Origin of the sequence: Paenibacillus sp. GCM10027630 (genome assembly GCF_042676305.1) — a bacterium.
GTDB lineage: Bacteria > Bacillota > Bacilli > Paenibacillales > NBRC-103111 > Paenibacillus_S.
In genome coordinates this window covers 159942-180242 of the sequence record NZ_JBHTGY010000031.1, presented here as the reverse complement: position 1 = coordinate 180242, position 20301 = coordinate 159942, and the positions used below count along the sequence as shown (strand labels likewise).

The window sequence follows — 20301 nt, the reverse complement described above, 5'->3', positions numbered from 1 at the left end:
CACATTCCTACTCCTTCACTAATTCGTTCTCCGAAACACGCTTTCATTCATACCATAAGGAGCCGCCGTTATCTCCAGAACAAACCAAACAGGCCGGAAGCTTCGGCCTGTTTGGTTTGCCCTTGTACTCGAACCTTCCGGTCAACTAAAATATGTGTCAAACTGACCTTTTAAGGAGGCCATTTCTCCTGGCAATCGGCTTAAATGCATACGTAGCAGATCACTGGCTTGCTGTTCATCATTTGCTTGGACGGCCGCCCATATGCGCCTATGCTGATCCGTTAACTCACGCATGTTGTTCAACTGCCTGAGTGTCAAATAACGCAGCCGGTTTAAATGACCTCGCATATGATTGACTACAGTCAACAAGGTTTGATTACCGCTAAGCTCCAGAATGTGGTGGTGAAACGTCTCGTCCAGCTGCAGAAATGAAGCCGCATCATCGTTCTGGGCAGCAGTCTCCTGCTGATCAATAAGGAGATCAATTTGCTTTCCGCTGCTTATGTAGGGCTCTTCATCCTGCACCCATTTGCGCGCCACGATCTGGAATGCGGCAGCTTCCAAGCTTTCTCGCACAAAACGTGTCTCCTCCACCTTCGTTTCAGAGATTAAGGTCACCTTCGCTCCCTTTTGCGGCAAAATCTCGATTAGCTCCTCCGACAGCAGCATACGAAATGCTTCTCGAATGGGAGTCCTGCTGACTCCAAGCGACGCGGCCAATTCATTTTCATAAATCATTTGCCCCGGTTCAAACTGAAGCGAGATTATGGCGTCCCGAATCGATTCATATGCTCTTTCACCCAAGGTTTGCCGAGTCGATTGTAGGTTGATAAATTTCATAAGTTCCCCCGCTTCCTTATACAGCTCATTACTTAGTCATTATACTTGTGTACTTGTATACATAGCAACTAAACTCTACTAAATAATTGCCTCATAAAAAACATAAGTTTCATTTGAGCTAATTTTTGGTGTGCATAAAATAGTAAAGACCCCCTTCAATCTCAGGGCGGTCTATTTCATTACTTTTCTTTTTGATTCTTTTATATAGCCACCATGTCGGATCCCAGACTCGGCAACTGTGAAAAAAGAGGCGGCCAGAGCCGCCCCTTGACTTGCGTTGTATTCCCGAGCCTAGCCTTGAACCGAGTCGATAAATTTTTCCAAAGAAGAAACATCGGTCATGTTCTTGTTGCATTCATGGCCGGCATAAATAGTTGCCGACCGACTTGTAATAGTCAGGCGAAGCATTTGCCGGTCTTTTTTTGGATATCGCCGAAAATAAAGCCAGCTCTTCGTATCTGCTGCATACGAAGCAGTAGCCTTTCTTATTAGTCGCAGTGTATCTGCCTTCTACGCCGACGAATTGTCCGCCTGCAGGATACACAATGAACATTTTATTGGTCGATATATCGGTCCAACTCAGGCAGGATACGTAGCGGAAGTCGATTTGTGCAAGATCGGGCACCTTCAGCTTCTTGTTTTTCGGGAAAAGCTTCCGGATCTGCTTCTCGGTAATTTGCGGAAATTCGATCAGATACGGTTCGAGCGCCTGCAAATAGGTTTGAAAATCGTCTGTAGTTTTCAAATCCGAAATCGAATCCAACATCGTTTTCCTGTTGTCCGTGACGGCGGAAAACAGCTCCGCCACCTTGGTTTGTGCGCTGAAGCGGACGGACTCCAATATTTTTGGATCACCGACCGTTCGAATAGCATTGAGCACGGATTCTGCCTGGTTTTTGATAAAGTTATATTGATGGTTTCTAATAAATGGTTCGCACATGGACGTCAGCCCCTTATTCTTATTTTGGAAAGAAAATAAGGTGCAAAGCCAATATTAGAAACGATAGATGCTTATTTGGGCGACGTTGATGAATCCTAGTCCAGCCCATGCAAAGTATCGCCTCCAAATCAGGCTTTGCATGAGGCTTTGCCAATCCGGCAATCTGTGATTGCCATCAGTAACACCTCCCGTTCTCAGTAATGTCAGTATTATACCCTAATCGATGGATAAAAAAAAGACTGCCGCTTGCGATGGGAATTTTTTCGTATGAAAAATATAAGAGTTGCCTGAATCACATTGGGAAAGTTATGAAGAAGCGTTGCGCTTTTCAAAAATGGATCTCATTTATTTTTTCGACAAAATCCATCAAGATTTGAGACCAGCGCCTTTTGCCTCATTTTCTAAGAATGTCTATAATACTAGTATCTCGCGAGAAATAGGCTAGGTACATGTTGCGTGTGTTATTCAATATAGCTCAGCTCCGATCGATCGGTGACCTTGTTTTCATGAATATTACTCATGGCCGGTCCGTCGTCAAGGGAGACGTCCCGCTCGCACGAGGTCGGCTTTCAAAGGAGGCGTCCGTAGTGAATACGATCTGGTCCATTCGAACCGGAATTCGGGATTTCCTTGAAGCCATCTATCAAACCTGCCAATCTTGGATTGAGAAATATCCGTTTGTTAAAACTGCATATACGATTTTTTCCTGGTTGTCGCTAATCATGTTTGTATTAAGTTTGTTTTTCGTTAAAGAATCGCGTACCATGATGGTTCAATATTTATGGTCGTTTTATGTGCTGCTGCAATTTTGGTTTTTGTGCCGAAGCAAAACGATGCCGTGGAAGCCAATCGTTCTGTTCGTTCTGGCAGGCGTTTTTCTTGTCGTACCATTCACTACGCTTACGGTCAATTCTTTTCACGTGCTTTTTAGCGGAAAAACATCCGACACTTGGTCCATTGCCGTTGTCACACCAATTTTCGAAGAATTGTGGAAGCTCCTTCCACTAGGCATATTTCTGTTGTTCTCACGTCGAGCTTCCGCCTTGAGTTTAAGCGATTACACGCTCATCGGTGCCGCGACCGGCGTAGGCTTCCAACTGATGGAGGAGCTTTCCCGAAGGTGGCTAAGTTCTGGCATTCTTGCAAAAAAGTTCGGCTACAGCTTTACGATGTTGGGCGGCGAAACGATCCATTGGGACTTTTTCTCGCTGTTTCCCGGGCGTTTCGAAGAAAGTCTGTTTCCGACTCTTATGACCGTCGGTCATCCCGTACATACCGCTATGATCGCGCTCGCATGCGGAATTGCCTATCGGCTGCGAATAAGACTGACGAAATGGGTATTTCTGTTCCCGGTAATCATTTTGCTTTGGTCCATCCTGGATCACGCGGCTTATAACGGCCAGCACAAGCTGCCGGGTTGGGTATTTCGTCTACATGATTGGACCGGCAGCGGTTATAAAACTCAGCCGGCATTCCTGCTGATGCTTGCCACATCGCTTTTTGCCGATTACTGGTCGCTGAACAAAATACGAAGCCGCCTTCCGGCGTTGCCGAATGAGCCGTTTCTTAACCCGTTTACCGAGCTGTGGAACATAATTCGCTCTCTTTGCCTCGACCGGGGGAAATTCATGTACTGGCTTGGCTTTTACCGGGAGCGCAAGGAGCTTGGATTTCATTTGCTTTATGGAAATGATGAAGCGGCCGGTAGACAGGAGCCTGTCCAGGCTCGGGTGAAAGCTCTTTGCCAGGCGCTGACCGGACTTGCTTTGATTCTGCTTGTAGCAGGCCTGTCCGTAGGCATCGGGGCTCATACAGACGTAGGTGAAACGTCCTGTTACGCCTGCATGTTCGATTCGCTGCAAAATTGGTGGGATCGGTTGGAATGGTATCAACAAGGCGCGATCTTGCTCGGAGCACTTGCCTTGTCTCTGTTGTTCGTCGGATTCTGGCCGGCTTTAGGCATCGCGATGACAGGGGCGGGAATCGCCGGGAGCGGACATGAGATAGCCGGTTATATCCGAGATCCGAAGAAGCTCCTGACTCCGGAAAATATGCTTTCCGTGGCTGTAGGTATTGTACTGAGCCGAATTCCATTCGGCAAAGCGTTAGGATGGGTGGGAAAGAAAGGGCGCCGCTATGTGCACAAGCTTCTGGATAAGCTCGGTTCCCGAAAGCCGGATATCGACATCCCGGTCAAACCGAAACCTCCGAAGAATGACGGAAAAAGCTCGGGCAACCATCCGGATGATCCCAGGAAGCCGGATGATGGTACGCCTAATAAGGGTACGGGAGAGCTTAAAACCGAAGAGGTTACTGCTCCACAGAGTGGTAAAACTATTAAGGTTTATACTGATGGAAAAACGATAATACCCGTTGATAAAATTGAGAAATATTTAAGAGGCAAGGTCAACGTTAATATTCAAGAAGTGAAAAAAGAACTTCGAGATTTAAAGCAATTAAAACAGACCCAACGAAAGGTATTTGATGCAGACCGTCAAAACGCCGACCGACTTAAAAGTCTTGATAAAATGAAACATAATTTTGAACGTTCGGATGATATGAGGAAAAAACTCGAATCTATAGGACTCAGTGATACAATTGAGAATAATCAGTCCATTGCAAAACATTTATTAAAAATAGGTAAACAGATAAACCCTGATAATACGTTGGATTTCCCAAGTGTACTAGAAGGTCCTAATGGAAAACTCAAGGTGTTAACAACCTGGAAAATGGTTGAAGGACAGCCATACTTAGTAACTATAAAACTTATCCCAATAACAGCTTAATTATGGAGGTGTAGCATGGATAACAATGATCAACTAGCAAAAGCAACAGCCTTGGACAGAATTGTTAATTACGAGACATATATTTCTAGTATGAAGAATGACGAATTAATTGCAATTATAAACCATTTAGAGAATTTTGAAGAAGTCGCTACTGCTTTAACAGAACTATCAATAAGAGCTAAGGAAACAGCCGCACCTTTCTGCTCTAAGATACTGGAAGAAAACTTGGGGGATGAGTTTCTCCAGGCAGTTTCATTTAATTTACTTTATGAAGGTGACCAAGAGGAAGCTATGGTGATCGTTAACAAAATTGTATCACATGCTCCTGCTGCATTATTAGGGGCAATTATGGACAACTTATCCACTGATAGTTTACAACCTGTTGGAAAGTCACTTTCAACACAGTTTCTAAAAACAATTGTAGACAGATATTTAGAATTGAGCGATGCTGACAAGACACGTATTCAAGAGAATTATGAGTGGCTTCAGGAATCCTATGAAGACAAGCTTTTGTAATAATAAAGTGATTGTTAAACAAAACTACCCGCTTAGCGTAAAAAGGCTGCCAATTCCTTTCACTGGCAGCCTTTTCCTTACTGTTGATTGAGTTGGATTTCAAACGATAGATGTTCCTGTTAGAAGAACCGGCGGATGGTTCCCGCTACTCTTTATTCCAGTCGAAGCCTACTTCTTTCAAAAATGCGCGAGCCAGCACCATATGCCCGGTCATATTAGGGTGAACACGGTCCCACGCAAGCTCAGCGGGATAGGTATGCTCCAACACAGGTTGAAAAGCCGCCTGTACATCGATAAATCTCGTCTGATTGGAGGCAGCTATCTCCTTAACTGCTCTGCCATATTCATCCATGGTCTTCCGCATTGCATCATTGGCATTGGGCTCGATATAAAAAGGAGTAAAAAGGATAATACCCTTCACCAAAGGTTTTGTTGATTTTACAAGCTCATCCAATGTCCTTATGTATTCCTCCAAATAGACATGCGTTTCTTTGATTACTGATTGATCGTACTGACGCCAAACGTCATTGATGCCAATCATTATGGATACCCAATCCGGCTGCAAATCGATCACATCGGTCTGCCAACGTTCTTTAAGACTGCGCACTGTGTTGCCGCTGATTCCCATATTAATGATACGCAGTGATAATTCGGGATACACGGAATTGATGAGAGCGCTAACAGCAGTCACATAGCCTTTGCCAGTAGCTTCACCGCGGCCTTCTCCATAAGGTCTTTTACGCTCTGTATCCGTGATGGAGTCGCCAATCATGACCAGCTTGTCATTTTTGCTGAATATCATAGTTACTCTACCTTTCTTTCTGCTGCTATAGTGTAGTTATCTATAAGTTCAATAAGATCATAACCATCAGGAGCGGGCTTTTCAAGTGTTTTCTATCTCGTTTTTATTTAATCTGCCTAAGTGATCTTCTTTCATATCCAAAACAGCTTCTGAGATCCCTTTGGTTTTTAACTCGACGTTCCCCCATAAAATTGCAGCTTATAAAAAGGCACAAAACCGAAATCAGCGCTTGACGAAGTCATTCGATTCCGTCTCCTTGTCCAGCCTAGCCCTGGACAAAAACTTAAGAGCGGTAATGACAGCGCACACGACTTTATTCGAATTTATTGGACTTGAAGCCACTGCCTGCTCCCAAAAAACTGCATTTTTACAGTCTTTAGCCGGTATTTCCGAAGTCTTATAGAATTCATGCGAATGTGCAGTTATTTTTTCATTCTTAGCTGAAGCGGAGCGTTTTTCATGAAAATGGATGTACTTTTGCAGGTTTGTTCTCACTACCGCAATTCCGGCAGGAAAATAACTGCATGTTTGCAGGATTTTGCGAAGACTAATGGTCGTGGAGGGTCAAGTACTGATTTTGAGGTTGAGCTTATAAAATTAAACTAGAAATAGCGTGGCAAGTCTGATTTATAGCCTGTTGTTGACCATTTCGGTGATCATCCCAGGCTGTAAAATGCAGCATTTGCACGCTATTTTCCATCATTGTTATATCAATGAATAATTCCCTTACCAGCCTAACGCTTTCTTGCCTGCTTCAAGGGCGGCTGTAATGCGTTCCACATCGTAGACGCTGCCCTTCCAGGTTCCGCCGCTCACCGATTGGAGCGCTGCCCACAACTTAGTGTCATCCGGCAGCTTCGGGTCCGGCTTCATATCGGGATGAGGCTCCCTTGCAGCCAATATCTCAGCCCCTGCTTCAGGACTGACCGGCTGATCCTCACTGCCGATATAATGAACGGTTCCTTCCAGCTTATGCGTATCTACTACAATGTCGATCAAATCGCCATCCCGCAGCTTGCCGATAGGACCTCCCGCCAGCGCTTCCGGTCCGACATGCCCAAAGCATGCGCCTGTGGAAACACCGGAAAAGCGGGCATCCGTAATCAAGGATACATACTTGCCGAAGGAAAGATGCTTTAACGCCGATGTCAGCTGGTAGGTCTCTTCCATTCCCGTTCCAGAAGGCCCACGACCGATCAGCACCATAATATCGCCGGCCTGAATACCGCCTGTTTTGATAGCGGCAATTGCCGTTCTCTCCGTTGTAAACACCTTGGCTTTGCCTCTGTGGCGGTAGACGCCCTCGCTATCCAGTACCGATCGATCAATCGAGGTCGATTTAATAACAGCTCCCTCAGGAGCGATGTTGCCGGTAGGGAACGTCACTGTGGACGTCAGTCCCCGGCTTTTCGCTTTCTCCGGGCTCATGATCACGTCGTCCGGATCGACTCCGTCCAACTGAACCAGCAGCTCACGCACCTTCTGTCTGCGCTCGCTTGCTTCCCACCAGTCCAACACCGTTCCGAGCGTTTCGCCCGTAACGGTCAGGACGGTTTCGTCCAGCAAGCCAAGGCTGCGCAGATGAAGCATAACCTCCGGCACGCCGCCAGCCAGAAACACCCTGACTGTCGGATGATACTCCGGACCGTTAGGCAGCACGCTTACCAAGCGGGGAACACGGCGATTCACCTCGGTCCAATCCTGCACATCCGGCACACGAAGCCCTGCTGCATGTGCGATTGCCGGGATGTGCAGCAGCAAGTTGGTCGAACCGCCGAAGGCTGCGTGTACGACCATTGCGTTGCGGATGGCTCCGTCCGTAATAATGTCCTTCATCCGTAGGCCTCTGGCCTCCATGGCGGTCACAGCCCGTGCAGATTGCCGGGCTACTTCCTCCCACATCGGCTGGCCGGATGGCGCCAGGGCCGAATGCGGAACCGCTATCCCCATCGCTTCGGCAACGACCTGTGCCGTAGCGGCGGTTCCGAGGAACTGGCAGCCGCCTCCAGGCGTCGCACAGGCTCTACAGCCGAGATCGGCCGCTTCCTCCAGCGTCATCTCACCGCTTGCATACCTTGCGCCGATGGTTTGGATCTTCCCTGCATCCTCGCCTTGCTCAGGCGGCAAGGTAACCCCGCCGGGAACAATGATGCAGGGCAGCTCGTGCATCGCAGCCAGAGCGACCATCATCGCCGGCAGCCCCTTATCACAGGTCGCAACCCCAATCACGCCTTTGCGTGTGGGCAGCGACCGGATCAGGCGGCGGAATACGATGGCTGCATCATTGCGGTACGGCAGGGAATCGAACATGCCGTCGGTTCCTTGCGAGCGACCATCACAAGGGTCGCTTACGAATCCGGCAAAGGGGACGCCCCCTCTGCCGGAGAGCTCCAGTGCAGCGGCCTGCATGAGCAGGCCAACCTCCCAATGTCCTGTGTGATAACCCAAGGCGACTGGAGTTCCGTCCTCTCGGCGAATACCGCCCTGTGTGCTTAGAATCAGGTACTGCTTACCCCCAAGACGCTCAGGAGACCAGCCCATTCCAACGTTTTGCGAGAGACCGAACAGCTCCCCGCTTGGAGCATTCAGAAGCATATCACGAGTTAGAGGCAAAGAGCCTGCCGGGCCCGGAGCTTTCGTTCGAATCTCATATAAGCCATCCTGAGAAACACCCATAATTCCGTGTAACGACTCTGTCATCCGCAATCCACACCTTTCCTTCGTCCTTTTATACAACTACGGTCACATCACGTAAAAAAGAACGTAAATGTGACCGCAAATTCATGCTGTATGTTATGCTTTTACAAACACCGTCTTAATTGCCGTGAAAAACTCGATTGCAGCTTGACCTTGTTCACGTGAATGCGAGCTCGACTGCTTCATTCCACCGAACGGAGCCTGAAGCTCCACACCGGCAGTTTCTGCATTCACTCTAACAAGACCGGCATCCATATCCTGAATGAAGGAAAGCAGATTGCTAATGCTTGCCGTATAGATGGAAGCGCTCAGCCCAAATTCGACTTCATTGGCTGCTTCAATCGCCTGTTCAATAGTGTCGACTTTGATCAAAGCCAGCACAGGTCCAAAAATTTCTTCCTTGGAAATGGTCATCGAAGAAGTAACATTATCGAATACGGTCGGCGTTACAAAGAAACCGTCAGCTAATGCCGGATCTTCAGGACGTCCGCCACCATGCAATAATTCTGCTCCTTCTTCAATTCCTTTTTGAATATAAGAAAGTACGGTTTCAAGCTGGTTTTCATTAGCGCATGGTCCCATCCAGGTATCACCTTCAAGCCCGTTGCCCACTTTAATAGTACGAACCTTGGCCATCAGCTTTTCTCTGAATTCATCGTATACTTCGCTAAGTACAATAACACGGCTGGTCGCTGTACATTTCTGGCCTGTCGAACGGAGTCCTCCGCTGATTGTTCCATCTACAGCCAAATCAAGATCGGCGTCCGCTGCAACGATAACCGGATTTTTGCCGCCCATCTCCAGCTGATATTTAGCGCCTCTTGCCAAGCAAGCTTGACCCACCTGTTTACCGACTTGATTGGAGCCTGTAAAGGTAATACCGCTTACGTCTGAATGCTCAGCTAGCCCTTGTCCGATTACAGAGCCTTTGCCTGTAATTAAATTGATGACACCAGCCGGGAAACCTGCTTCTGCGAAGCATTCGATAACTTTAGCAGCAGTGACTGCAGTTTCCTGTGCTGGCTTAAGCACGACGCTATTGCCATAAATCAAGGCTGGAGCCATTTTCCAAATCGGAATAGCTACCGGGAAATTCCAAGGCGCAATTACACCGACAACGCCAAGCGGTACGCGGGTTGTGAACATAAGAGCATCGGCATCTGTCGAAGGAATCACGTCGCCGACTTTGCGCATGCCTTCACCAGCATAATAACGCAGAATGGCGATGCCTCTCGCTGTTTCGCCTTTTGCTTCAGGCAAAGTTTTCCCCATCTCGCGTGTCATCGTTTCGGCGATTTCATTCAACCGCTTCTCCATAACATTGGCAGCCTTGTATAGAAACTCTCCTCTTGCTGAACCAGCGAGCTTTCTCCAAGCTTTTTGTGCATGCTTGGCGCTTTGTACGGCACGGTCAAGATCCTCTGATGTGGATAGCTGGATGTAACCAACCACTTCATTTTTATTTGCAGGGCTGATGCTTGAAACGGTTTGACCGCTGACCGAAGCGCTCCACTCCCCATTAATATAGTTTTGATAGGTTGGCGCGTTGACTGCTGTAGACATGTTTATTCCTCCTTAAAGTTTTTGAAGCCAGCCAATAAACTGGCATCGCAGCTGCTATTCTTTTGCATCCATGAAAAATTAACTTTTATTGTGCAGCAAGAACCGGATTGGATAACACACCGATTCCACTGATCTCGATGTCAACCCGATCCCCGCCTGCAAGCGTGAATTCATTAGGCGGCACGATGCAGGTTCCTGTGAGCAGCACAGTCCCTTCAAAAAGCTCATTATCCCGCTTCAAGAAAGAAACCAGCTCATCCAGCTTCCGCTTCAGCTGCCCAGTGCTTGCCGAGCCTTCTACGACCTTCTCTCCATCACGGAAAATTCGGCATGAGATTTGAAAATCATAAGGATTCTCCACAGCCTCAGCCAACAAAATAGCCGGCCCGATGGAGCAAGAGCGCTTCCACATCTTCGCCTGAGGCAAATACAGCGGGTTTTCCCCTTCGATATCGCGGCAGCTCATGTCGTTGCCAATCGTATACCCTAAGATCGTACCGCTGCTGTCCAGCACTAAGGCAAGCTCCGGCTCAGGAATTTGCCATTCGGAATCGCTTCTAAGCTGCACGCCTTGTCCCGGCCCCACTGTACGAGCTGCTGTCGACTTAAAAAATATTTCAGGTCGAACGGCATCATATACTTTATCGTAAAATGTGCTCGCATCCAGTTTTCCACCCGTTGCTTCGTAGTTTCGGGCTTCACGGCTTTTCTCGTAGGTAACTCCCGCTGCCCAAACCTCAGGCGCTTCAATAGGAGTTAGCAGATCTAACTCCTCCATAGAGAAAGGCAAGCCTTCCTTCGAAGCTGAGATGGATTGTACGTACTGCAGCACAGTCTTTCCTTCTTCCTGGGCCTGCTTTACCACACTTAAAAAATCCTGCTGCGGCAGCTCAGTAAGCTTGCCTTCCTCAGTCAATGCGGCCAATACGATCTGGGAAGCCGCTGTCTTATATCGAATAATTCTCATGCTCAAACATCCTCTCATAGTGGATAAATGTTCTATAATAAGTTTTTAGAAAAACCACATGGAAATTGACTGTCTCATCATGATTTATATCCTAGCAGCTGAGAAATTTGAGCAGCCTCATATAGTAATAATTGAATGCAATGTTGAAATTGCTCGTCACCCACAACGGCGATCATCGTAGAGATACTCATCGCTGCGGCTACATCTCCGGCATGATTGAAAATTGGAACCGAGGCGCAGCGAACTCCAGGCTCGTTCTCTTGATTGTCTACAGCATAACCTTGAAGTCGAATATCGGCCAGTTCAAGGACGAACTTTTCTCTATCCGTAACCGTAAACGCCGTTTGTTGGATATAGCGGTAGCCATTCAGCAATTGCTCTATTTCTTCGGAGGTGCGGAAGGCAATTAATGCTTTGCCTGTTGCACTGCTATGCAAAGGCACTCTGCGACCGATTCGGGAGTAGCGTATGGCTGCTTTATCACCATCCACCTTATCGAGATAAACGCCGTCTTTACCATCCAAAATGACCAGATGCGTCGTTTGCCCGGTTTGCTTGGATAGTGAAACCAAATGCTTACGGGCCGTCTCGCGTATATCCATTCCTTGCAGCAGCAGCTGGCCCTTCTCCAGAAGCTTCAAACCAAGCTTGTATTTGCCGCTTTCCGCATCTTGATCGATATAGCCGTGCATTTGCAGCGTTTTGAGCAAAGAATGTACGGTGCTTTTATGCAATCCAATACGGGTACTGATTTCGGTAATTTTCAATTCCTTCGTATGCTCATCGAATAAATCCAATATGTTCAAAGCACGGTCCAATGATTGTATGATCGGCATATCGGCTCCTTAAGCTATGGGGTTGGGATAAACCATGACCTTCAGACTTCCCGCCTTGTTCGTCCGCGCTCTCTCCATTGCTTCCTGTGTTTGCTCTAATGGATAACGGTCTGTGATCATTGGCTGGATATCCAATAAGCCCGATGACAGGAATTGAATCCCCTGCGGGTATGTATTGGCATAGCGGAAAATACCGTAAATATCAATCTCGTTGTCACATATGAAAGGAACCTGCATACCAACCTCATCCACAGGAGGAAGGCCTACAATAGAGAGCTTGCCCCCACGACGCAGCGAGCTTAATGCGGTTTTCAACGCTCTTGGATGCCCTGCCGTCTCTAACGCAACGTCCACTCCCAGACCATTCGTCAAGCGGATGATTTCCGCTGAAGCCTCCTCGCCTGCCAATACAGTATCAGTCGCCCCTAGCAATGTAGCCGCTTTCAAACGATTCACTTCAACATCGCTTACAACAATTCGACTTGCTCCGAATGATTTGGCCGCAGCAACTGCCATTAGCCCTACCGGTCCCATGCCAATAATCGCTACTGTCTGACCAGGCTGGAAGCCCGCCCGCTTCAAAGCATGAATGCCTACGGAAAACGGCTCATTCAAAGCTGCTTCCTCAAAGGAGAGATGATCGGGAATAGGAAACAGAAAATCTTCGCGATGAGCAATGTATTGAACGAAAGCTCCGTCAACCGGAGGTGTTGCAAGGAATTGTACGTCCGGGCATAAATTATACCTGCCTTGTCTGCAGGCATCACAACGACCGCAAGTAACTCCCGGCTCGATGGCAACCCGATCTCCCGGGGTGAAGCGGCTCGCTTTCTCGCCGCATGCAACGACTATTCCCGCACATTCATGTCCGAGTATAATCGGTTTCTTAACAATATATGGACCGATTCGGCCATGCTCATAATAATGGATATCGGAGCCGCACACACCTACAGCCATAACCTTAACCAATACCTCGTCAGGTTCAAGGGCTGGAACCGGCAGCTCGACCACTGAAATTTTCAGAGGCTCTGTCATTACGGCTGCTTTCATAGTAGCGGGAATCGTCAAGTCTACTAAATCTTGCTTTGGATCACTAACTGTACTGGAGTTTGGATTTGACAAATTCATGCATCTCCTTCCGCAAATTTTCATTTTGTTCTACATTATAAAACAGTTGACGACATTGCAAAACGCTTATGCTATATATTGTAAACCTACCGCCCCAAAATTTCAACGCTGTTTTATTGTTTATCCGATTTATTCTTAAATTTGCCTGCAACATACTCAGCAATTCCAGTCAGCATAATCGTGATCGACAATACCCCAAGCGCATAAGGGATCACCAAAGGAATAACCCGGAGATCGGAAATCTTGATCCAGTGTAAAAACAGCGGGTACATGAGCAGCAATAGTATAAAAAGTATCATCTTCATAAGTTCAGGCCCCTTCTTGCAGATTCAAGACCCAGTTTACAGCAGGCTCTTTTTTATTTCAAACATCTATTTATAACTTCTTCAACCAACAAAAACAGGAGCTCCAATTACTGAACTCCTGCATGATTAATTAAATAAACTGGCTCTTCGTATCAAATATTCCCGTGTCCAGCTTATGCCAAGGCTCGAAGGTAGTAGTTAACATGCAGCGCTGACCGGTTTCTGCGGACTTATAAGCGGCGAACATAATTTCATGGACATGCAGCTGCAACCGGCCTGACTGCTTCGGCTGTTCACCGGTTCTCAAGCAATGAACGAAATGACTCATGATATCTTGCTCGGAGCTGACAGAAGACAGCAGCTTTGGTAAATAGCATTCTTTTACACCACGCCAAGTTACTTCCTCTGCATCAGGAATCGGTGCGTTCGGAGAATGAACGACTAGAGGAAGCCCACAATCGTTAATAGCTACAGTACCCTTGCGCCCATAAATGATCGTATTGTTCTGATTAAACGAGGTAGCCCACAATGTGCGGAATATCGCATGCTGGCCTCCTGCAAATTCTACAATCACTGTAACATTATCGTCCACATCGCTATGTATTTCCTTGCCGCCCCTGACAATTCGATTCGGAATCAAAGTATTAACCTCCGCCGTGACGCTCTTAGCGGGACCAAGCAGAGAAATTAATCGGCTTATCGGATATACCATGCAATCCAGGATTGCTCCTCCATGGGAAATTTCCCGGTTGTAGTACCAATTATCCCTACCGGGGCCGGGAATGTTAAGCTGCGCCTCAGCTCCGGTTATTTTACCGATTACTTCCTCTTTTATATACTCAAGCGCTGTAGTAAAGGCCGGGTTTAAATCATAGGGAAGGCTCATGAAAATTTTATTATTCCGCTCTGCAAGCTCGACCATTTTTTTGCAGTCATCGAAGTTCGTAGCCATAGGCTTTTCATTGAGCACATGAAGTCCTCTTTCCAGGGCGGCCAACACAACTTCAGCATGTACGGAATGAGGAGTGGTAACGACGACTGCATCCAGCTCTTCGTTATCCATCATTTGAATATAATCATCATACCAGCGTGCTATCTTATACGTTTCAGCCTTGATTTTGGCATTCTCCAAGCGTCTCGCACATGTGGCCACAAACGTTACATTATCCAGCTTCGCCGCTTGCTCAAAAAAGCGGTTGCTAATATCCCCGCTGCCGACCATACCTAGTTTTAGCTGTTTCATATTGAATTCTCCTTCTATGATTTTTCACTAGTTTATTTTACCAGTAAATCCTGCGATAGACGAATCATATCTACAACCTGTATTCCATTCTCAAAAATTTCTTCCTCATAATGTCGAATAAAAAAGTCCCTATCAACTCCAATAATTCTGAAGCCGCATTTCTGATAGAGAGCCAGTTGTCCTACACTTGAATTCCCGGTTCCAATTTCAATCGTTTTAAATCCGAGAAGCTTTGCATTTGCAATCGCATGATGAACCAATTGTCTTCCTATTCCCTTGCCTTGATGCCTTTCATCAACTGCTATATTAACTATCTCTACTGTTTCAGGCCTTGTTGGCAGCAGTACGTAGACACCTATTATTACGTTATCCGCAACCGCCACCATACATTGGCCCCTTTGTACATATTCCTCGACAAGCTTCCGGGAAGGATCTGCTAATAAAAGCAATTCCATTGGAAGCTGTTCATCTGCATGCAATGTTCGAATTTCCATAATATACTCTCCTCGATATCTTATCTCCTAATTCCATTATTACATTCTGTGAGATCATAGCTGTCTCCTCCCTTCCCGTCCAACATTTGCATACCTGCTAAATTAGCAATTACTATCCACTAGTAGTATGATTAAGTTTGATAGATGGATTACTATTAAATATATTTGGAGGAACAAAGCTATGAAAAAAAGTTTCACCCTTATCGCAACCGCAGCTGTAGCTTTCTCTATGCTTGCTTCCACAGCATTGGCCGAAAATGTAAAAACCACTTCTGATTATAAAGATTTAACAAGTATTGACGCTGGTTTGAAAAGCAAAATCGATACCCTTCTAGCGAAAGGTATTTTCGAAGGCGTCTCCAGTGATACTTTTGGTATCTCGCAAAACATGACGAGAGCCCAATTCGCGAAGGTCGCTTCCCTGGTGTTTGGTCTCAAGGTTGATACTTCCATTCAAACCTCCAGCTTCACTGACGTTCTTGCCACGGATCCAGCGAACGGGTGGGCAATTCCGTATATTGAAGCCGCTAAGAAAGCGGGTTTAATTGATGGTATGACGGATACGACCTTCGCTCCCGGCGATAAGGTTACCGTAGGACAATTGGATACCGTGCTGTTAAAAGGATTAGGCCATAAAGTCAACACATCTGCAAGTCCATGGTATGCCGATGCAGTTAAACAAGCGACGGAATTAAGCATCCATCCATTGGATAAAAAAGGTGACAGCGACGCAACACGGGCTGATCTGGCAGTAGGAGCGTATGCTTCCTTGCCATCTTCCCCTACGCAGCAGTCTCCGGTATCCGTATCCACTGTTCAGGCATCGGGAGATCAAACCGTGCAAGTAACGTTGGATAAGGAGGTTGACACTTCCAAAGCTACTTGGTCTCTGAGCAAAAACGGTACAGACATTCCGGTTACTACTACATGGTCCAGCGATAAGAAATCAGCTTCATTAGCCTTATCGTCCGATACGAAGCTTTCTACAGGAACTTATACAGTAACTTTAGGCGGTCTGGATAGCTCATCTATCCTAACGGCATCAGGTACTCTTACAGTCGGTACAACAGCTGCAACAGGCGACCTTCGTTTCACGCTGCCCGAGTCCTATGAATTAAGCAACGTTATTGACAGCGGGATAGCAGAATCAACTACAGGACTTTCGAAGACTGAAGCCGAAGACCCAACCATCAGTAAATTCGCCAAAGAAATAGTATTTACAGTGAACAAGGCATCCGGCGAAGAAGTATCTGCACCTGGTATTATTCAATCGATTACCTCATCGAACCCATCTATCGTAAAAGCAGCCGTTTCGTCTGAACACAAGGGTTATATTTTAGGTAATAAAGTTGGAACGGCTACAATAAACATTGTTTATTCGACCCTTGACGGCAACTTCAAGCAAGTTACCATTCCTGTCCATGTAAAAAGCGATTATTCGGTTGCTGAATCCATTAAAGCAAGAGATTCAGCTTTTATTCAGTACGTAACTGTTACCAATGGTGTGTATTCTGCCCAATTCAACGCTTTTGAGAAGATGGACATGATAGTTACCGATAATTATGGCAGCGAATATGAGGGAGCAGAGCTTTCCACTTATAATACCGCACTCGGCATAGTAGTTATTCCGCAGGATATCGTTGGAGATCCTAGTAGCGGAGCTGTAGGTACTGTCTTGATTGACCCCAATGGAACCGTTCATGTTAATGGAAATGTAACTAAATTTACTATAACCGCAATAACTTCCAAAGGTACACAAGTATCTGCCGATGTTACCGTACTAAAACAATAATAAAGACCAACATTATACAAGCTAAAAGAGCCTGCGGCCTTGCCGGGGCTTTTCTTATAATATCAGACTTCATAAGTTTTCAGTGGAGCTGAAGAAGTCTGATATTGCAAGAAAAGCCACCGCTAAGACACGGATGTATCTTCCTCGAAAGGGCTTCGATCAGAAGCTTTTCTTATAATATCAGACTTCATAAGTTTTCAGCGGAGCTGAAGAAGTCTGATATTGCAAGAAAAGCCACCGCTAAGACACGAATGTATCTTCCTCGAAAGGGCTTCGATCAGAAGCTTTTCTTTTTTGTTCTGATATTTTCCTGAATAAAACTTAACCGTTTAATGCAATATATGGGTATCTTCTTCTAAATAAAAAAGGGGACTAAAGCTCATGGGCATTAAACAAAAGTTACTTGCAGCAGCCGCTTTATTGATTATATTGATGGGTTGCAATAGTAAGGCCGCACAAAACGAAGCATCGACACAATTCGGAGGTATGGATGAACGTCTGTTTAATGATACTATTACAGAGCATGATCGGTGGCTTAGAAAAGGGGACGCGTATATTGAACAAGAAATTAGCGGCTACCGTGCTCAGAATACCTCCACAAGTGACAAACAAACCGTCAAAATTCTTGGGTTAGAAGCTGGGCAGCTTGTAGAAGTAAGGCCCAATCCTTCGATAGCCGCCACTCAAGGCAGCTATGCGGAGAATGTAATCTCGACAGCGACTATGTACTTTGGAACGCCTTACGAGTACGGTTCAGATCGTTCTGATCCTTCCACATTTGACTGCTCGGATTTTACAAGATGGGCTTTTCTTTCCTCCCTTGGCATGGATTTACCGAAAGATTCCCGTAATCAGGCATTATATGTGCAAACCTTTTCCAATCGAAACTACTCCAATATCTATGACGCGCAGCGCGGGGATTTACTATTTTTCATAAGCTTCAATGGTGTCGATCCACAAAATTACCGCAACAAGAACAAATCGATCGAAAGTATCACTCATACAGGCATCTATTTGGGCAATGGGAAAATGATCCATACGGCTTCTGCAGCAACAGGTGGCGTTCGAATCGATAACGTGTTCGGCAATCATCTCGAATGGCGTTTTGTTCTTGGCGGCTCGGTACTCGAGGTTAAGTAAAATAAGCAAAACTGGCACCAGTAGAATACCGGTACCAGCTATCCGTTCCTCAAGCACGACTTGAATTTATTTATTATAATAATGCTCGAGCTCTGCTGCAAATACCTTTGGTTCATCTACAGCAAACCTTCGAATACCAACATCAAGCAGCCCGAATAATGAAGCTTGATCGAAATGAAAAATCAATACTTCCAGCTCCAACCCTGCTTCGCTCAATTGTTCCAATGCATTCTGCAGAAATTGGCGCTGCAGCCTGTATCTCCATTCCGGCTTTTCTTGTGCATCAACCAAATGAAATTGGATCATATCGAGAGAGTCGAATCCGGCCTCCGCCACTTCTCCGAACCGGGTGTCAATCTCTGTATCCGGTATCCACAGCATCGTCCGTATTTCAGGAGCCAACCGTTTCATAGTTCTACAGTTATCTTGATCCCGGTGACAGAAAATGACTTGCCGTTCGACGCCATACTTATGAATGACGCCCGCTAAGCTGGCCAGATCCACTTGTTTGTAATCCAGATAAACCTCACGCTCCGGATAATCAGACAAAACATCCAGTACTTGCTCCAGTGAAGGAATCTTCTCCCCTCTGAACGATTCGCTAAATTTAATTCCTGCATCCCAGCTCTGTACTTGCGCAAAAGTTAATTCAGAAATCGGAGTATCTTGATCTGTAATTGATGCGGTTGTCGTCCGCTTCGGTGTGGCATCATGCATGCCGATAATGATTCCATCTGCTGTTTGCCGGATGTCAATCTCGGGGATACCGCCAAGCTCCCATGCATAATGCATGGCTGACATTGTGTTCTCCGGCATTTCTGTATTCGTGCTTTGGTGTGCCTGCCAATGAATTTTCTGCGCACTTACTTTGTTATTCTGTAAGGACATCCCTTCAGCTCCTCGCGATTACTTAGCCAGAATTCTTTCAGCTTCTTTTTTGAAAGTGTCCAAGGTGGACTGAACATTCCTACTGTCATACATCACAGCTTCTATCGCCGAGAAAAACTCGTGCATAACCTCCGGCCAAGCTACATCCTTATTCGTATCGACAGCGTATTGAAGCTGATCGTAAGCCACTTTCCGATTCGGTTCTTTTGCCCATTGCTCTTTAATTTCTGTGGATTCAACCATAGTTTTGGTAAATGGTAGATAACCGGATTGCAAGATAAACGGTAAAGCTCCTTGGGAATCCGTCTCCATCCAGCGTATAAACTCCCACGCAGCGGCTTTGTTTTTGGAAGAGGACAGCAAGGAAACATTGGCTCCGCCGGTCGGATTCGCATACATCTTATCCTGAGGCAAAAATGCAGTGACATAATTAAATTTAACAGCACTCGCCAAGCCGCCAATGCTTCCAGTAGACCCGTACATGATGCCTACTTTACCATCCACAAACATCTGTGTTGTAATATTTCCAGAATCCTTAGCCGGCGGATAATATAAGGCTCCTGTACTCTGAAGGTTCTTCAGGAAATTAAACACTTTAACGCCCACTCCATTATCATGGAACCCGATTGTCTTTTTTTATCATCGCTAAAAAACTTGCCGCCAGCCTGTGAGATCATAGCTATTGGATACCAGGTATCATAAGGCATGGTTACACCATAACGCTTATATTCGTTGTTCTCTTTGATGACAAGCGCTTCGGCAACCTTCTTTAATTCATCCCAGTTTGTAGGTATCGCAAGCCCTTTCTCGTCCAGCATCGTTTTGTTAATATGCATAATTGGAGTCGAACGATTTAACGGCAAGGATACCAGCTTTTTATTGAAAGTCGAATGTCCCATCAAGCCGGGGTTAAAAATATCGACGCTTATGTTAGAAGTTTTCATCATTGGAGTCAAATCTTCCAAAACATCTGCATCTGCAAAAAGCTCTACATAAGCGCGCTCCAGCATGCTTACATCCGGTGCATTCTTCGATGCAATCGCTTGTTGAAGCTTGGTCACCGTTTCATCATAGCCGCCTTGAAAGGTTCCCACCACCTCGATATCCTTGTGGCTCTCATTAAACCGCTTGATCATGGCATCGGTGTATTCGCCGTTCTTGCCACCCAAGGAATGCCAGAACTGTACGGTAACTTTGCCTCCGGCTTTAGCAGGCTCTGCAGCCTTTGCCGGCTCAGCCGCTTTGGCTGGCTCTGAAGGCTTCGCTGCCGCAGGAGCTGTTTGCTCTGGTTGGCCTCCCCCGCAGCCTGCAATTAATCCCAATACTACCGGAACTGCCAACATTTTACTTAACCTGTTCTTCAT

General features: G+C 46.3%; 17 protein-coding genes and 1 pseudogene. 4 read left to right on the top strand and 14 right to left on the bottom strand.

Features of this window, described 5'->3' with window-relative positions:
- Positions 1–141: 141 nt before the first annotated feature.
- Complete coding sequence (locus tag ACFQ0C_RS14520) at positions 142–840, bottom strand: GntR family transcriptional regulator (protein ID WP_379367828.1); 699 nt, start codon at positions 838–840, stop codon at positions 142–144.
- Between the two features lie 291 nt (positions 841–1131).
- Positions 1132–1780 (bottom strand): annotated as a pseudogene (locus tag ACFQ0C_RS14515) (FusB/FusC family EF-G-binding protein).
- Positions 1781–2367: 587 nt separating this feature from the next.
- Here ACFQ0C_RS14515 and ACFQ0C_RS14510 point away from each other — a divergent pair.
- On the top strand, positions 2368–4566 hold the full coding sequence (locus ACFQ0C_RS14510; protein WP_379367827.1) for a PrsW family glutamic-type intramembrane protease: 2199 nt from the start codon (positions 2368–2370) through the stop codon (positions 4564–4566).
- A gap of 15 nt (positions 4567–4581) precedes the next feature.
- A complete protein-coding gene (locus ACFQ0C_RS14505; RefSeq protein ID WP_379367826.1) occupies positions 4582–5082 on the top strand; it encodes a hypothetical protein in 501 nt (166 codons plus the stop codon).
- A 145-nt stretch (positions 5083–5227) separates the two neighbouring features.
- Here ACFQ0C_RS14505 and ACFQ0C_RS14500 read toward each other — a convergent pair whose 3' ends face one another.
- The 9 genes from ACFQ0C_RS14500 to ACFQ0C_RS14460 all read right to left on the bottom strand — a co-directional run bounded on the left by ACFQ0C_RS14500 (position 5228) and on the right by ACFQ0C_RS14460 (position 15117).
- Entirely contained in the window at positions 5228–5884 is a 657-nt protein-coding gene (locus tag ACFQ0C_RS14500; protein WP_379367825.1) for an SGNH/GDSL hydrolase family protein, read from the bottom strand.
- A 726-nt stretch (positions 5885–6610) separates the two neighbouring features.
- Positions 6611–8584, bottom strand: a complete 1974-nt coding sequence (locus tag ACFQ0C_RS14495; RefSeq protein ID WP_379367824.1) for a YjhG/YagF family D-xylonate dehydratase — start codon at positions 8582–8584, stop codon at positions 6611–6613.
- Positions 8585–8677: 93 nt separating this feature from the next.
- The gene (gene gucD / locus ACFQ0C_RS14490) at positions 8678–10144 is read right to left on the bottom strand and encodes an alpha-ketoglutaric semialdehyde dehydrogenase GucD (RefSeq protein WP_379367823.1); all 1467 of its coding nucleotides are present in this window, start codon (positions 10142–10144) and stop codon (positions 8678–8680) included.
- 85 nt (positions 10145–10229) lie between these two features.
- Entirely contained in the window at positions 10230–11111 is an 882-nt protein-coding gene (locus ACFQ0C_RS14485) for a fumarylacetoacetate hydrolase family protein (protein ID WP_379367822.1), read from the bottom strand.
- A gap of 77 nt (positions 11112–11188) precedes the next feature.
- Positions 11189–11947 carry an IclR family transcriptional regulator gene (locus tag ACFQ0C_RS14480; protein ID WP_379367821.1) on the bottom strand — a complete coding sequence of 253 codons (759 nt, stop codon included), beginning with the start codon at positions 11945–11947 and terminating at the stop codon, positions 11189–11191.
- Positions 11948–11956: 9 nt separating this feature from the next.
- Positions 11957–12997 carry an NAD(P)-dependent alcohol dehydrogenase gene (locus tag ACFQ0C_RS14475; RefSeq protein ID WP_379367959.1) on the bottom strand — a complete coding sequence of 347 codons (1041 nt, stop codon included), beginning with the start codon at positions 12995–12997 and terminating at the stop codon, positions 11957–11959.
- A gap of 191 nt (positions 12998–13188) precedes the next feature.
- Positions 13189–13380 (bottom strand): hypothetical protein, encoded by a 192-nt coding sequence (locus tag ACFQ0C_RS14470; RefSeq protein WP_258212607.1) that lies wholly within the window; start codon positions 13378–13380, stop codon positions 13189–13191.
- Between the two features lie 130 nt (positions 13381–13510).
- Positions 13511–14623 (bottom strand): Gfo/Idh/MocA family protein, encoded by a 1113-nt coding sequence (locus ACFQ0C_RS14465; RefSeq protein ID WP_379367820.1) that lies wholly within the window; start codon positions 14621–14623, stop codon positions 13511–13513.
- A gap of 32 nt (positions 14624–14655) precedes the next feature.
- Positions 14656–15117, bottom strand: a complete 462-nt coding sequence (locus tag ACFQ0C_RS14460; protein WP_258212605.1) for a GNAT family N-acetyltransferase — start codon at positions 15115–15117, stop codon at positions 14656–14658.
- A 181-nt stretch (positions 15118–15298) separates the two neighbouring features.
- Between ACFQ0C_RS14460 and ACFQ0C_RS14455 the strand changes: the two genes are divergently transcribed.
- Both ACFQ0C_RS14455 and ACFQ0C_RS14450 read left to right on the top strand, forming a co-directional pair.
- Positions 15299–16909: an S-layer homology domain-containing protein gene (locus ACFQ0C_RS14455; RefSeq protein ID WP_379367819.1), complete on the top strand. Its 1611-nt coding sequence runs from the start codon at positions 15299–15301 to the stop codon at positions 16907–16909.
- A 381-nt stretch (positions 16910–17290) separates the two neighbouring features.
- Entirely contained in the window at positions 17291–18049 is a 759-nt protein-coding gene (locus tag ACFQ0C_RS14450) for a C40 family peptidase (RefSeq protein WP_379367818.1), read from the top strand.
- Between the two features lie 66 nt (positions 18050–18115).
- Here ACFQ0C_RS14450 and ACFQ0C_RS14445 read toward each other — a convergent pair whose 3' ends face one another.
- Genes ACFQ0C_RS14445 through ACFQ0C_RS14435 form a run of 3 tightly spaced genes read right to left on the bottom strand, consistent with a single transcriptional unit; the run spans position 18116 to position 20301 of the window.
- Entirely contained in the window at positions 18116–18937 is an 822-nt protein-coding gene (locus ACFQ0C_RS14445; protein ID WP_379367817.1) for a glycerophosphodiester phosphodiesterase, read from the bottom strand.
- A gap of 18 nt (positions 18938–18955) precedes the next feature.
- Entirely contained in the window at positions 18956–19531 is a 576-nt protein-coding gene (locus tag ACFQ0C_RS14440; protein WP_379367816.1) for an extracellular solute-binding protein, read from the bottom strand.
- Complete coding sequence (locus ACFQ0C_RS14435; protein ID WP_379367815.1) at positions 19516–20301, bottom strand: extracellular solute-binding protein; 786 nt, start codon at positions 20299–20301, stop codon at positions 19516–19518. The genes ACFQ0C_RS14440 and ACFQ0C_RS14435 overlap by 16 nt, the downstream gene beginning before the upstream one ends.

Excerpts from the sequence above, each read along its gene's own strand:
- ACFQ0C_RS14520 (WP_379367828.1), bottom strand. The coding sequence starts at position 840 with ATGAAATTTATCAACCTACAATCGACTCGGCAAACCTTGGGTGAAAGA.
- ACFQ0C_RS14480 (WP_379367821.1), bottom strand. The coding sequence starts at position 11,947 with ATGCCGATCATACAATCATTGGACCGTGCTTTGAACATATTGGATTTA.
- ACFQ0C_RS14455 (WP_379367819.1), top strand. The coding sequence starts at position 15,299 with ATGAAAAAAAGTTTCACCCTTATCGCAACCGCAGCTGTAGCTTTCTCT.
- ACFQ0C_RS14460 (WP_258212605.1), bottom strand. The coding sequence starts at position 15,117 with ATGGAAATTCGAACATTGCATGCAGATGAACAGCTTCCAATGGAATTG.
- ACFQ0C_RS14500 (WP_379367825.1), bottom strand. The coding sequence starts at position 5,884 with ATGATATTCAGCAAAAATGACAAGCTGGTCATGATTGGCGACTCCATC.
- ACFQ0C_RS14445 (WP_379367817.1), bottom strand. The coding sequence starts at position 18,937 with ATGTCCTTACAGAATAACAAAGTAAGTGCGCAGAAAATTCATTGGCAG.
- ACFQ0C_RS14495 (WP_379367824.1), bottom strand. The coding sequence starts at position 8,584 with ATGACAGAGTCGTTACACGGAATTATGGGTGTTTCTCAGGATGGCTTA.
- ACFQ0C_RS14475 (WP_379367959.1), bottom strand. The coding sequence starts at position 12,997 with ATGAAAGCAGCCGTAATGACAGAGCCTCTGAAAATTTCAGTGGTCGAG.
- ACFQ0C_RS14465 (WP_379367820.1), bottom strand. The coding sequence starts at position 14,623 with ATGAAACAGCTAAAACTAGGTATGGTCGGCAGCGGGGATATTAGCAAC.
- ACFQ0C_RS14485 (WP_379367822.1), bottom strand. The coding sequence starts at position 11,111 with ATGAGAATTATTCGATATAAGACAGCGGCTTCCCAGATCGTATTGGCC.
- gucD (WP_379367823.1), bottom strand. The coding sequence starts at position 10,144 with ATGTCTACAGCAGTCAACGCGCCAACCTATCAAAACTATATTAATGGG.
- ACFQ0C_RS14505 (WP_379367826.1), top strand. The coding sequence starts at position 4,582 with ATGGATAACAATGATCAACTAGCAAAAGCAACAGCCTTGGACAGAATT.
- ACFQ0C_RS14470 (WP_258212607.1), bottom strand. The coding sequence starts at position 13,380 with ATGAAGATGATACTTTTTATACTATTGCTGCTCATGTACCCGCTGTTT.
- ACFQ0C_RS14450 (WP_379367818.1), top strand. The coding sequence starts at position 17,291 with ATGGGCATTAAACAAAAGTTACTTGCAGCAGCCGCTTTATTGATTATA.
- ACFQ0C_RS14435 (WP_379367815.1), bottom strand. The coding sequence starts at position 20,301 with ATGAAGAACAGGTTAAGTAAAATGTTGGCAGTTCCGGTAGTATTGGGA.